Origin of the sequence: Enterobacillus tribolii (assembly GCF_003363015.1) — a bacterium.
Classification (GTDB): domain Bacteria; phylum Pseudomonadota; class Gammaproteobacteria; order Enterobacterales; family Enterobacteriaceae; genus Enterobacillus; species Enterobacillus tribolii.
In genome coordinates this window covers 29,384-43,104 of sequence record NZ_QRAP01000003.1, presented here as the reverse complement: position 1 = coordinate 43,104, position 13,721 = coordinate 29,384, and the positions used below count along the sequence as shown (strand labels likewise).

Sequence of the window (13,721 nt, the reverse complement as noted above, 5' to 3'; positions counted from 1 at the left end):
CGCGCCGCATAAATACCAAGCGTATGGAGAAGCGGATGAGACAGTATTTGATCGCCCCGTCTATTTTATCGGCAGATTTCGCGCGGTTGGGCGAAGATGTCGCGAAGGTGCTGGAAGCCGGCGGGGACGTGGTTCATTTCGACGTAATGGATAACCATTACGTTCCTAACCTGACCATCGGTCCGATGGTGTGCAAAGCGCTGCGCGATTACGGCATCACTGCGCCTATCGACGTACATCTGATGGTGAAACCGGTCGATCGCATCGTGCCGGATTTTGCCGAGGCCGGCGCCAGCATCATCTCTTTTCATCCTGAAGCGTCGGAGCACGTCGATCGTACGCTGCAACTGATTAAATCCCACGGCTGCAAGGCCGGGCTGGTGTTCAACCCGGCGACGTCGCTGAGCTATCTTGAGTACGTCATGGATAAAGTGGACGTGATTCTGCTGATGTCCGTGAACCCCGGTTTTGGCGGGCAGTCCTTTATTCCGGGAACGTTGGATAAGCTGCGTCAGGTACGTAAGCTGATTGACGCCAGCGGCCGTGATATCCGCCTTGAAGTGGACGGCGGCGTGAAAACGGACAACATCGGCGCCATTGCGGCGGCCGGTGCGGATATGTTCGTTGCCGGTTCGGCCGTTTTCGGGCAGCCGGACTATAAGGCCGTTATCGACAAGATGCGTGATGAAATCGCCAGAGCATGCCATGAGTAATCCGGACGGGATACGCGCCATCGCCTTCGACCTGGACGGCACGCTGGTAGACAGCGCGCCGGGTCTGGCGGCGGCGATGGATAAAGCGATGAAGGAACAGGGTTTTCCCGAACCCGGCGAGGAGCGGGTGAAACTCTGGATCGGCAACGGGGCGGATATGCTGGTGAAGCGGGCGCTGGCCTGGGCCAACGTCGAACCCGCGGAAAGCCTGTGCCAGCGCGTGCGCGCCGGCTTCGATTTTTATTACGCCAACAGCGCGGAAACCGGCAGTCGTTTGTATCCGCAGGTGAGGGAAACCCTGACCGCGCTTTACCACGGCGGCTTTCCGCTGGCGTTAGTGACCAACAAGCCCACGCCGTTCGTGCGCCCGATGTTGTCGGCGCTGGATATCGACGTCTTCTTTGCTGAAGTTATCGGCGGTGATGACGTGACGATGCGCAAGCCGCACCCGGCGCCGCTCTACCTGGTTATGGCGAAGCTGGGGCTGTATGCGCAGGAGCTGCTGTTCGTGGGAGACTCACGCAATGACATCCAGGCCGCCAGGTCTGCGGGGTGCCGTTCGGTGGGGATGACCTACGGGTACAACTACGGCGAACCGATCGCCCACAGCGAGCCGGACCGCGTGCTGCCGGGCTTTTCCGATTTACTGCCCTTGCTGGGGCTGCCACCACTTAATCATCAGGAACTGTAACTATGAGCAAGCCTATCGTTTTCAGCGGCGCGCAGCCGTCTGGCGAACTGACCATCGGTAATTACATGGGGGCGCTGCGTCAGTGGGTGCAGATGCAGGATGAGTACGATTGCGTTTACTGCATCGTCGACCAGCATGCGATCACCGTGCGTCAGGACCCGCAGCAGCTGCGCAAAGCCACGCTGGACACGCTGGCGCTGTACCTGGCCTGCGGCATCGACCCGCAGAAGAGCACCATTTTCGTACAGTCGCACGTTCCGGCGCATGCTCAGCTGGGATGGGCGCTGAACTGCTACACCTATTTCGGCGAACTGAGCCGCATGACCCAGTTCAAAGATAAATCCGCCCGCTATGAAGAAAACATTAACGCCGGTCTGTTTGATTATCCGGTGCTGATGGCGGCGGACATCCTGCTGTACCAGACCAACCTGGTGCCGGTAGGTGAAGATCAGAAACAGCATCTGGAGCTGAGCCGCGACGTCGCCGGTCGTTTCAATGCGCTGTACGGCGATGTGTTCAAGGTGCCGGAGCCGTTTATTCCCAAATCCGGCGCGCGCGTGATGTCGCTGCTGGAGCCGACCAAGAAGATGTCGAAGTCGGACGATAACCGCAATAACGTGATCGGCCTGCTGGAAGATCCCAAGTCGGTAGTGAAGAAGATCAAACGTGCGGTGACGGACTCCGATGAGCCGCCTGTTGTGCGCTACGACCTGCAGAACAAGGCCGGGGTTTCCAACCTGCTGGATATTCTGGCAGGCGTGACCGGCAAGGCGATTGCGGATCTGGAGAAAGAGTTTGAAGGCCAGATGTATGGTCACCTGAAAGGCGCCGTCGCTGATGCGGTTTCCGGCATGCTGGAAGAGTTGCAGGAGCGTTATCACCGCTATCGCAATGATGAGGCGTTTTTGCGCCAGGTGATGAAGGATGGCGCGGAGAAAGCGTCTGCCCGCGCCAATGCGACGCTGGAGCGGGTGCATGAAGCGATCGGGTTTGTCGGCAAACCGTAAAATCTGATTGGGCCGGATCCCGGCTTTTTCCGCACATCCGGGCAGGGGAAACGCTGCCCGGATGCGTTTTATTTCCGCAGGGGCGCTTATGTCGCTTCGGGCGTCATCGCAAGCAGCTTCTTGACGGCGGCTGACTTTTCAAACCTGCGGTATACCACGCTTAATTCACTTTCCGGGTTACTCTCCACGGCTAAGAAGCGTACGCCCGGCAGGTTGATCACCGTGGCTGAGTTCGGCACCAACCCCACGCCCAGATTCGCGGCGACCAGGCTTACCAGCGTCGCCACGTCTTTAACCCGCTGTCCGGTTTGTGGCGAGAAGCCTGATTTCCGGCAAAGCTCCCTTACGACGTGTTCCAGCCCGATGCCTTCCGGATCGGTCATGACCAGCCAACGTTCCTGCGCCAGCGCCGTCAGGGCAACCGGCGTTTTGCCGGCCAGAGGATGCTGTTCGTTAATCGCCAGCGTTAAGGCTTCACGCAGAAACAAACGGCTTTCCAGCTCCTGAGGAAGCGGCCCGTGCGGAGCGCGGATAATTGCCAGATCCAATGACTGGTTTTTGAGGCCGTTCAGCAGGTCGTTTACCGAAGCGGGTTGCAGGCTGAGGTTCACGTCGGGGTAGCGCTGATGGAACGTATGCAGCAGAGCCGGAAGCGTCGGGTCGAACATGGCGCTGGATACATGGCCGATGGCGATGGCGCCCTGTTCGCCGCGCGCGGTGCGCCGGGCTTCCTGTACCGCATCTTCGGCGGCCTGCAGGGCCAGCCGGGCTTTGTGCAGGAAAGCGTCGCCCGCCTGCGTTAACGTCAGGCGGCGGTGAGCGCGCAGAAACAGCATCACACCCAGACGCTCTTCCAGCGCCCGGATTTGCTGGCTCAGCGCCGGTTGGGCGATACCGAGCGTTTCGGCGGCCCGTCCCATGTGGAGCTGCTCCGCCAGCGTGACGAAGTAGCGCAGATGCCGGAAATCCATAATTTGTTCCTGCTGATGTCGATAATAAAAACTTATCAATAAGGCGTTAATCATGCAATTGATCGGCGCTCTTGGCAGGCGCAAGATGGAAAAAAAGCGAGGTTTCTATGTATTCTGATTCGACGCATTCCAATCATGACGAAAAACTGACGACGGCTGATGACGTCAACGATCTGCGCAGCGCTATCGCGTTGCTGAAGCAACATCCGGGGCAGTATCTGGAGACGGATCGCCCGGTAGACCCTAATGCGGAGCTGGCGGGCGTCTACCGCTACATCGGCGCGGGCGGGACGGTGAAGCGCCCGACCCGGCTCGGCCCGGCGATGATGTTCAACAGCATCAAGGGGTATCCCGGCTCACGCGTGCTGGTCGGCGTGCATGCCAGCCGTGAACGCGCGGCGCTGCTGCTTGGCTGCCAGCCGCATGAGCTGGCCTTTCACATGGCGCGTGCAGTAAAGCAGCCGCTGGAGCCGGTGGACGTGCCGGCTGAACAGGCGCCGTGCCAGGAGCAGGTATTTTTAGCCAGCGATCCGGCGTTTGATCTGCGTAAGCTGCTGCCGGCGCCGACTAACACGCCGCTGGATGCCGGGCCGTTCTTCTGCCTGGGACTGGTGCTGGCAAGCGATCCGCAGGAGGCGCTGACCGACGTTACCATCCATCGCCTGTGCGTTCAGGGCCGGGATGAGCTCTCGATGTTTCTCGCCACCGGGCGGCATATCGAAGTGTTCCGCCAGAAAGCGGAGGCTGCCGGTAAACCGCTGCCGGTCACCATCAACATGGGGCTTGATCCGGCGATTTACATCGGCGCGTGCTTTGAAGCGCCGACTACGCCGTTCGGCTATAACGAGTTGTCGGTTGCCGGAGCGCTGCGCGGGCGGCCGGTGGAACTGGTGCCGGGCGTGGCGGTGCCGGAGCGGGCGATTGCCCGTGCGGAAATCGTCATTGAGGGGGAACTGTTACCCAACGTGCGGGTAAAAGAGGATCAGAACACCCATAGCGGCCATGCCATGCCTGAGTTCCCCGGCTATTGCGGTGACGCCAATCCGTCCCTGCCGGTCATTAAGGTGAAGGCGGTGACCATGCGCCGTCAGGCTATTCTGCAAACCCTGGTTGGGCCGGGGGAAGAACACACCACGCTGGCCGGTATTCCGACCGAAGCCAGTATTTATAACGCGGTTGAGGCGGCGCTGCCCGGCTTTCTGCAAAACGTCTATGCCCATACCGCCGGCGGCGGCAAGTTTCTGGCGGTGCTGCAGGTGAAAAAACGCAGCGCCAATGATGAAGGGCGTCAGGGACAGGCGGCGCTCATTGCGCTGGCGACTTATTCCGAGCTGAAAAACGTGATTGTGGTGGACGAAGACGTCGATCCCTTCGACAGCAACGACGTTCTGTGGGCGATGACCACGCGCTATCAGGGCGACGTCAGCACGACATTCCTGCCCGGTATCCGCGGGCATCAGTTGGACCCGTCACAGATGCCGGATTACAGCCCCTCGATTCGTGAACGCGGGATTTCCTGTAAAACCATCTTTGACTGTACGGTGCCTTGGGCGCTGAAAGATCGCTTTGAACGGGCACCTTTTATGGATGTCGATCCGCGCCCGTTCGCGCCCTCGTTATTTGAGTGAACCGCTAAGAACCGGCACCGAAGTTGTAGCTGAAGGTCGCGCTGAAGCGCCAGTCCCGCTGGCTGCTGTCGCTGGGGAGATCGCCGATGGGGCGCGCGCCTTCAACGGAGAGCGTGTAGTGGCGGTTGTCGCCGAAGGTGACGCCGACGGCGTATGAGGAGAGGTTCTGATGCGGCAGCCCCGGCCGGTTAAAGCCGGTGTGGGCGGCGTCCATCAGCACGTAGGGCTGAATGGTTTTCAGCCAGGGGCCGAACTCATGATTATACAGGTAGCGCATCTCCACCTGACCTCCTGCCCCGTAGTCGCCTGTGGCCTCGCCGTCCTGATATCCGCGCCCGAAACGCTGGGCGCCGAAGCTGGCGCGTTCGGCTTCGGGTAGGTCATTATCCGACCAGTCACCTTCCACGGCGGTGCTCAGCCGCCATTTCTTGTCGAACAGATAGGCGGCGTCGCCGTTGAATTTCCAGCGAGTGAAGTTCAGGTCTGCTGCTTCGCCGGTGTTTTTGGCGCCGAAGGCGTCAATCCCCTGGCGTACGCTGAAACGGGCATTCCAGTAGGCCTGCTCGAATTCGTGATAGCCATTGAGGCCCAGCTCTGCCGCCGGGTAACGTGCGTGCTGGTTAATGCCGGGCAGGCTGAGCTCTTGTTCTGACGTTTTTGCCCGCAGCCGGTAATCGTTGCGTTTGTCGAGATAGTCCAGGCCGCCGCTGAGGGTCCATTGGTCTTTGCGCGTCAATACCATGGGATAGCTGAACGTGACGCCGCCGTTGTACTGCGTCTGCTTTTCCCGCGTGTCGATATTGATACCGCCGGGCAGGGTCAGCAGCGTGGTGTAGTCCCGCGGATCCTGCTGGTAATAGCTGCCTTTCAACTGCATCAACAGGCCGTCATCATTCAGGTATTGCTGATAGTTGAGGCCGAAGTAGCTTTTCCGGGTGTTTTTATCCAGCGGCACCAGGGCGGCAATGCCTAACTGTTCGCCGTAGCCGGTCAGCCCACTCAGCGTGGCGTTGACGATGCCCAAGCTCGCGCCCTTGCGGGTATCGAATGAGGTAATGACGTTCCAGTTGCGTGTGCGCTGTGCGTTGACGTCCATCTGTGCGGCGCCGTAAATGTTGCCGGGATTATTGGCCGAAGCGGTCACCCTGGTGTCCGGAGTACGGCTCATCAGCAGGGTATAGCGGTCAAAAGTGTCCTGCGTCAGCGGTTTTTCCGCCATGATACGCTGCGATAGCTTGGTCAGCCAGCGCCCGACGGCCTGATTTTCACTATGGATGCGGGTATTGGCGACGTAGCCTTCGACCAGACCGATTTTCAGGGTTCCCTGCTGAAAATTATCCGCCGGCAGGTAGGCGTAAGAAAGCACGTAGCCGTCGTCGTGATAGCGGCGGGTAAGGCTGTCCGTCGCGGCGATCAACGTCTTCAGCGTCACTTTCTTGCCGACGTAGGGCGCGAAAGGGGCTGCCAGAACGTCCAGAGGGTAGCGGGAGCCGCCGATAAACTGAAGGTGTTCAACTGAAATCAGGGTATCCGGCGTCAGCGCGGGGGCCTTCCGGGTTTGTGTAATGGTGGCGGGCTGTGGCGCCTGAACCGGCGGTTTGGGGACTTCCTGCGCCAACCTGGCCGGGTTGTTGGGGTCAATCAACGCGGGAAACATTTCCGCCAGGCTTCTTCCCGCCGCGACGCCGAACAAAATAGCGATGCAGGTGTTTATTCTCATCGAATATTCCTTCTGCGCACAGTGATGCCCGTTCGCCGGCGCATAGCCCGGTAAGGCGATATGCGCCGGCGATCCGATCTAACGTCGGATCATGCTGAGTTGGCTATTTCTTCTGGGTCAGCCCCAGACCGGACGTCAGCCCGCCAACCGTACCGCCCACGCCGGACAACAGCCCGTTTCCGCCGTTGCTGCCGGAGGTGGTCGTGGCGCCGTTGGTCGAAACACCGGCATTGACGCCGCCGGTCAGGCCGCCGAGCGTGGTTGATACGCTGGTCAGCAGGCCGCCGGAGGTATTACCGTTTGCCGGCACTACCAGTCCACCGGTTGCCTGTACGGCCTGGCCCACGCCGGTCAGCGTCTGGCCTGCGCCAGCCAACGCCGGGGTTGTGGTCGTGACATGCGTTCCCGTATTCGCCACCGCGCCGCCAACGGTGTTAAGCAGACCGTTGACCGGGGCGCCCAGGCCGGTAGCGCCGCCTACGGTCTGGGTGACACCCTGCACCTGCGCCACGACCGGCGTAACCACACCGGTGGCGGCGGTTGTCAGGCCGGAAGCCGCGCCGGTTTGCAGGTTTTGCGCCAGCCCGTTGCCGGTAGTGGTGACGACGTTACCTACGCTCGTGACCAGATTGCCCGCGGTGCCGGTGACGCCGCCCAGCGGGGTGTTATTGCCGATGCCCGACACCGTGCCGCCCAGGCCGGATACGCCGGTGCCGACGTTCGCTACGGCTTTGGGAACGCCGGCGGCCGTTACGCCGATGGCGTTAGGGTTACTGCCTAACTGGCCGACGCCGTTTTGAATGCCGGTGCCTACGGAGCTGACGGCGTTGCCGGCGCTGTCAACCACGGTCACGACGCCCGACCCGACGACGGGGAGGCTGCCGACCGGCGTCTGGGTTGCGATGCTGCTGATTTGGTTGCCTACGCCATCCACGGCGCTGCCCGCGTGATTCAGAATTGTGCCGGTGGCCAGCGTGCCTGAGCCGCTACCGCCCCCGTTTCCGCCGGAGCCGTTCCCTCCGCCGCCCGAACCAGAGCCATTACCACCGGAACCACCGCCGTTACCGCCCGAGCCGGAACCATTGCCGCCTGAGCCAGAACCACCACCGGAACCGCTGCTGCCCGACCCCGAGCCGCCGCCGGAGCCGTTATCTCCACCGCCTCCGGAACCATTACCATTGCTGGATGATCCTGCGGTGTTATTTTTCGCGAAGTTATGGGATCCGCCGCCGCCGCCACTGCAGGCCGCGAGCGACAGAGCAAGTAAGACAGCCACCCCAATAGTGCTGAGGCGGCCAACGTTGATAGGGCGCATAGGGTGACCCTCCACAGATATAAACGCCATGTTGGCGTATATAAAGTGTACGAATTGGTTCAATGTTCTGCCAGTGCCGGCATATCTTTATTTTATTTTGCCAAGTGGATCGGTAAAGACGTTATTCTTTGTGCAGGTATCAGGCAGGAAGGCCGCGCCGGAAAAGGCCGGTTACCGGATAAATAACGCCGGTGAGCAGCGTTATTTATCCTCAGGAAAAGGTTAGCTTTGTTTCTCAGTGTCCGGGGCGGAAAACCAGTTGAGTCTGTCGCGCAGCGCAACAACACGCCCTACGATAATCAGGGTCGGGCTTTCAACCTGCTGCGCCAACCGGGCAAGTTCATCCAGCCTGCCGCTGACGACGCGTTGGCGGGTCGATGTTCCGTTTTCCACCAGCGCGACGGGCATGTCGGCGGCCATGCCGTGCTGGATCAGGCTGTTTTGTATCTCTTCCGCCTGCGACAGCCCCATATAAAACACCAGCGTTTGCTGTTCCGCTGCCATGTTGGCCCAGTCGATCGAACCGTCTTTACGGGCATGGCCGGTGACCAGGCGTACGCTGCGGGCATGATCGCGGTGAGTCAGCGGAATTCCGGCATAGGCGGAGCAGCCAGAGGCTGCGGTGATGCCGGGGACGACGGTGAAGGCGATGCTGTCGTCCGCCAGGGCTTCCAGCTCTTCGCCGCCGCGGCCGAAAATGAAGGGATCGCCGCCTTTCAGGCGTACCACGCGCCGGCCGCGCCGCGCGTGATCGAGCAAAATCTGGTTGATTTCTTCCTGTGGTACACAGTGATAACCGGCCCGTTTACCGACGAAAATGCGCTCGGCGTCGCGGCGCACCAGATTCATGATGTCATCGGACACCAGACGGTCGTACACCACCACGTCGGCCTGCTGGATCTGCTGCAATCCCTTGAGGGTAAGCAGGCCGGCGTCGCCGGGGCCGGCGCCGACCAGCACGACTTCGCCGCGCTGCTCCAGCGGAGAATTGAACAACTCTTCGGTGTAACGCAGCGTCAGGGCCTGATCCTGGTTCGCCAGCGCCTGAGCCAGACGATCGTGGACGAACAATTTTTCCCAGAAACGGCGACGCAGGGTGATGTGGTTAAAGTGCTGTTTCACCCGCTGGCGCAGGTTGCCGGCAAACAGCGCCAGCTGGCCGAGGTGCAGCGGCAGCAGGGACTCCAGCTTCTCGCGCAGTAAGCGCGCCAGCACCGGGGCTTTGCCGCCGGAGGAAACCGCAACCATCAGCGGCGAACGGTCGATAATCGACGGCATGATAAAGCTGGCGTGCGCCGGGCTGTCCACCACGTTGCAGAAAATCTGCCTGGCGGTAGCCGCCTGATAGACCTCTTCGTTGACCGCGGCGTCATCGGTGGCGGCAATCACCAGCCAGGCGCCTTCCAGCAACGCCGGGGAGAATGCGCACTCTGCCAGCGTCAGGCGTTTGTCGTCAGCCCACAGGCGGAACTGGGGGGTGAATTCAGGGGCGTTTACCGTCAGATCGGCACCGGCGTCCAGCAGCAGGCGCGCCTTGCGCTCGGCGACTTCGCCGCCGCCCACTAACAGGCATGCGCGTTGGCGCAGTTGACAGAAGATCGGTAAATAGTCCATCTGAATTCCTCAAAGCAGGGGGTTAGGGTCAGGCGTTTTGACGCTGTGCCGCCAGCGCTTCCGCCGCCGGACGTTGCGACCGGGGGGTAGCATACCAGTAACCCAGTCCCATAAACACGGAGCCGGAGAGGGTATTTCCCAGCGTGACCCACAGCAGGTTATGGCCGATACCGCTCAGGGTGAAAGCCTCACTGTGATGGCCGAACCAGGAAAGGGCGAACAACGTCATGTTAGCAACGGAGTGCTCGTAACCGGAAGCGATAAACGCCAGCAGGCACCACCAGATCGCCAGAAATTTCGCCGTTCCTTCGGTGCGCAGCGCCATCCAGATCGCCAGGCAGACCAGCCAGTTGCACAGGGCGCCCTTGAAGAATAAAACCCCGGCCGGGGCGCTGGTTTTCGCCAGGGCGGCGCTGTGTACCAGGCTGCTGTCCACCGGCAGCAGGCTGCCGCCGCCGTAGTAGTAGAGCAGGGCGACGAAGACCGATCCCAGCAAATTCCCCAGCCAGGTCTGCGGCAGGATGCTCCACATCTGGCCGTGGGAAATCGTACCTGCCTTGACGCCCAGCGTCAGGAACATGGTGTGGCCGGTGAACAGTTCCGAACCGGCGATGATCACCAGCGTCAGGGCGATACCGAACGTCGCGCCCATCACCAGCGGGCGTAACGCCGGTTCAATCATATTGCCGAGAGTGAAGATCAGGATGATCCCCAGCCCGACATAAGCTCCGGCCATTGCTGAGCTGATCCAGAACCCCAGAGGATTATCGCGGTTCAGGCGGGTAATACGGGCCGCATTGGCGGCGCATTTGTTAATGGTGTCGGTAAACATGAATATTCCCATGGTTAAAGTAAGAAATTCGGTAAATATCGGACATAAAAAGCCCCGGCAGGGCCGGGGCGGTAGCATGTTCGAAAATTAATACGCTGCGGATTTCGGCAGGGCGTCGACCTGCACCATGCCGTCAGCCACCCGCGCGCTGAAATGTGCTACCGAGCGGGTTTCATCTTCCATGCAGCGGCCGTCAGCCAAACGGAAACGCTGTTTTTTCAGTGGGCTGGCTACCCACAGTTCTCCCTGATGTTCAGCGATGAGGCCGCGTGACAGCACGCTGGCTGAGGCGAACGGATCGATGTTGCAGATGGCGAAGACCTGCTCGTCGTTATATGGGCGAAATACTGCCACCTGATAATTTTCCACCAGGGCGCAGACGCCGGTGCCCGGCGTGATGTCGTTCAGGGCGCAAACGGTGACCCACTGGCTCATGCGGCACTCTCCTCGGTATTAATCAGGGTAACGGCGATGCGTTCTTCCGGACGGGCCGGGCGATGTTGTTCACGCTCGGCGACGACCTGAACACTGGGGTCACGCTGGCTGCTGTTGATAAAATGGCTGAAACGGACCTGCGCCTGCGGGGTGTTTACGGTTTCGCGCCATTCGCAGACGACGGCTGCGCGCAGACGGGCGACTTCCTGCTCCAACTGGTCGTTGAGGCCGAGTTTGTCGTCGGCGATGACGGCGCGCAGGTAGTCGATACCGCCTTCCAGGCCTTCGAGCCAGACGGAGGTGCGTTGCAGTTTGTCGGCGGTGCGGATGTAGAACATCATGAAGCGATCCAGATAACGCACCAGGGTATCGCGATCGAGATCGGCGGCCAGCAGATCCGCGTGGCGCGGTTTCATGCCGCCGTTACCACAGACGTACAGGTTCCAGCCGTTCTCGGTGGCGATGATGCCGACGTCTTTCCCCTGCGCTTCGGCGCATTCACGGGTGCAGCCGGAAACGCCGAACTTCATTTTGTGCGGGGTACGGATGCCTTTGTAACGATTTTCCAGTTCTACCCCCAGCCCGACGCTGTCGCCGACGCCGTAGCGGCACCAGGTGCTGCCGACGCAGGTTTTCGCCATGCGCAGCGCCTTGGCGTAGGCATGACCGGTTTCAAATCCGGCGTCCAGCAACTTTTGCCAGATGGCCGGCAGGTCGTCTTTCTGCGCGCCGAACATCCCGATACGCTGGGAACCGGTGATTTTGGTGTACAGGTTATACTCGCGCGCGATTTTACCGATGGCGACCAGCCCTTCCGGCGTGATTTCACCGCCGGCGGAGCGGGGGATCACCGAATAGGTGCCGTCTTTCTGCATATTGGCGAGGAACGTGTCATTGGTGTCCTGCAACGGTGCCAGTTCTGGCTGGAGTACGTATTCGTTCCAGCAGGAGGCCAGCAGCGAGCCGACGGTGGGTTTACAGACTTCGCAGCCGTAGCCTTTACCGTATTTCGCCAGCAGTTCGGCGAAGGTTTTAATGCCTTCCACGCGGATCAGGTGATACAGCTCCTGGCGGGAATAGGCGAAGTGCTCGCACAGGTGGTTGTTGACTTCGATCCCTTGCTTGCTCAGTTCGGCGTTCAGCACCTGCGTAACCAGCGGGATACAACCGCCGCAGCCGGTGCCGGCGCGGGTGGCCGTTTTGATGGCGGCGACAGTGTGGCAGCCGTTCTGCACTGCTTTGATGATGTCTCCTTTGCTGACGTCGAAGCAGGAGCAGATTTGCGCGCTTTCCGGCAGGGAATCCACGCCCAGCACCGGTTTGCCTTTGCTGGCGTGAGGCGGCAGGATCAGCATGTCCGGATGTTCGGGCAGTTCGATGCCGTTGAGCGTCAGTTGCAGCAGATTGCCGTAGTCGCTGGTGTCGCCCACCAGCACCGCGCCGAGCAAATAGCGGTTGTCGGCGCTGACGATGATGCGTTTATACACTTCGCTGCTTTCATCGAGATAGACGTAGCTGCGCGCGCCCGGCGTACGGCCGTGCGCGTCGCCGATACCGCCGACGTCTACGCCCAGCAGCTTCAGCTTGGCGCTCATATCTGCGCCCTGGAAGCAGTTTTCGTTGCCCAGCAGATGATCGGCGGTGACTTGCGCCATTTTGTAGCCGGGCGCGACCAGCCCAAAGGTGCGCTCCTGCCAGGAAGCGCATTCGCCGATGGCGTAGACGTCCGGATCGGAGGTCTGGCAGTAATCGTTGATGGCGATGCCGCCGCGTGGGGCGGTTGCCAGCCCGCACTGTTGCGCCAGTTTGTCCTGGGCGCGGATGCCGGTGGAAAAGACGACGAAGTCCGCCTCCAGCTCGCTGCCGTCGGCAAAGCGCAGGGTTTTACGCGCTTCATGTCCGGCGTGGACGATTTCCTGCGTGTTTTTGCCGGTGTGGACGCGTACGCCCATGCGTTCGATCTTTTCGCGCAACTGCTGGCCGCCTATCGGGTCCAGCTGTTCGGCCATCAGTACCGGCGCGAATTCGATCACGTGGGTTTCAATGCCCAGATTTTTCAGTGCGCCGGCGGCTTCCAGCCCCAGCAGACCGCCGCCGATCACGACGCCGCGTTTGCTGCGACGGGCGCAGGCTTCAATGGCGTTGAGATCTTCGATGGTGCGGTAAACGAAACAGTCCTGCCCTTCACTGCCCTTGATTGGCGGGATCCAGGGATAAGAACCGGTCGCCATCACCAGTTTGTCGTAATAAACGGTGCGTCCGGTGTTGGAGTGAATGACTTTTTCAGCGCGGTTGATGGTGATGGCGCGTTCGCCTACCAGAACGTTGATCTGGTGTTTTTGATAAAATCCTTCGCGCACCAGGGAAAGTTCTTCGGCCGTATGATGAGAAAAATAGGAGGAGAGATGGACGCGATCGTAAGCAACACGCGGTTCTTCACAGAACACGGTGATCTCATAGTCACCCGGTCCGGCTTTTTCCGTTAGCTCTTCGATGAAGCGGTGGCCGACCATGCCGTTGCCGATGATAGCGAGTCGTATTTTGCTCATTTTTGCCTCAGATTCTGAAATTCTTTGCCTAAAATAATCCCCCTTTACAGGCGTTTCTTGATTTAAATCAATTTGTGTTCCATATACTCATAATGTGTTATCTGTATGATTTTATAGCAATTTTGTTAAGTCCCGGTTTTTAATCACTTTTTGCTGAATCGTGTAAAGCTGGGCGGGAGAAGTGAAAAACAGTTTGAATTATTGGAAAGGCGGATTGGGAGGGGGGAGGGCAGTGTAAGAGGGAAT

Annotated in this window: 11 protein-coding genes; 4 read left to right on the top strand and 7 right to left on the bottom strand. The window is 60.1% G+C overall.

The features are described from left to right. Nucleotides 1–35 precede the first annotated feature (35 nt). From rpe to trpS, 3 genes are read left to right on the top strand one after another with little or no spacing between them, the layout of a single operon-like run. Nucleotides 36–713: a ribulose-phosphate 3-epimerase gene (gene rpe, locus C8D90_RS07635; protein ID WP_115457854.1), complete on the top strand. Its 678-nt coding sequence runs from the start codon at nt 36–38 to the stop codon at nt 711–713. Further along, nucleotides 706–1,404, top strand: coding sequence for a phosphoglycolate phosphatase (locus C8D90_RS07630; protein ID WP_115457853.1), 699 nt, complete (start codon nt 706–708; stop codon nt 1,402–1,404). Before rpe ends, C8D90_RS07630 begins: the two co-directional genes overlap by 8 nt. A 2-nt stretch (nt 1,405–1,406) precedes the next feature. Beyond that, complete coding sequence (gene trpS, locus C8D90_RS07625; RefSeq protein WP_115457852.1) at nt 1,407–2,411, top strand: tryptophan--tRNA ligase; 1,005 nt, start codon at nt 1,407–1,409, stop codon at nt 2,409–2,411. Between the two features lie 86 nt (nt 2,412–2,497). On the opposite strand, the gene C8D90_RS07620 is transcribed toward trpS, so the two are convergent. Beyond that, the gene (locus C8D90_RS07620; protein ID WP_115457851.1) at nt 2,498–3,382 is read right to left on the bottom strand and encodes a LysR substrate-binding domain-containing protein; all 885 of its coding nucleotides are present in this window, start codon (nt 3,380–3,382) and stop codon (nt 2,498–2,500) included. A gap of 107 nt (nt 3,383–3,489) precedes the next feature. On the opposite strand from C8D90_RS07620, the gene C8D90_RS07615 reads away from it, so the two are divergent. Continuing rightward, a complete protein-coding gene (locus C8D90_RS07615) occupies nt 3,490–5,010 on the top strand; it encodes a UbiD family decarboxylase (protein ID WP_115457850.1) in 1,521 nt (506 codons plus the stop codon). Nucleotides 5,011–5,014: 4 nt separating this feature from the next. On the opposite strand, the gene C8D90_RS07610 is transcribed toward C8D90_RS07615, so the two are convergent. The 6 genes from C8D90_RS07610 to nirB form a co-directional block, all read right to left on the bottom strand. Further along, complete coding sequence (locus C8D90_RS07610; RefSeq protein WP_115457849.1) at nt 5,015–6,730, bottom strand: ShlB/FhaC/HecB family hemolysin secretion/activation protein; 1,716 nt, start codon at nt 6,728–6,730, stop codon at nt 5,015–5,017. Nucleotides 6,731–6,833: 103 nt separating this feature from the next. Beyond that, nucleotides 6,834–8,045 (bottom strand): collagen-like triple helix repeat-containing protein, encoded by a 1,212-nt coding sequence (locus C8D90_RS07605; RefSeq protein WP_115457848.1) that lies wholly within the window; start codon nt 8,043–8,045, stop codon nt 6,834–6,836. A gap of 222 nt (nt 8,046–8,267) precedes the next feature. Continuing rightward, entirely contained in the window at nt 8,268–9,659 is a 1,392-nt protein-coding gene (gene cysG, locus C8D90_RS07600; RefSeq protein WP_115457847.1) for a siroheme synthase CysG, read from the bottom strand. Between the two features lie 28 nt (nt 9,660–9,687). Beyond that, on the bottom strand, nt 9,688–10,491 hold the full coding sequence (nirC, locus tag C8D90_RS07595; RefSeq protein WP_115457846.1) for a nitrite transporter NirC: 804 nt from the start codon (nt 10,489–10,491) through the stop codon (nt 9,688–9,690). 87 nt (nt 10,492–10,578) lie between these two features. Continuing rightward, a complete protein-coding gene (gene nirD / locus C8D90_RS07590) occupies nt 10,579–10,926 on the bottom strand; it encodes a nitrite reductase small subunit NirD (RefSeq protein WP_115457845.1) in 348 nt (115 codons plus the stop codon). Continuing rightward, complete coding sequence (nirB, locus tag C8D90_RS07585; protein ID WP_115457844.1) at nt 10,923–13,475, bottom strand: nitrite reductase large subunit NirB; 2,553 nt, start codon at nt 13,473–13,475, stop codon at nt 10,923–10,925. Before nirB ends, nirD begins: the two co-directional genes overlap by 4 nt. Nucleotides 13,476–13,721 lie beyond the last annotated feature (246 nt).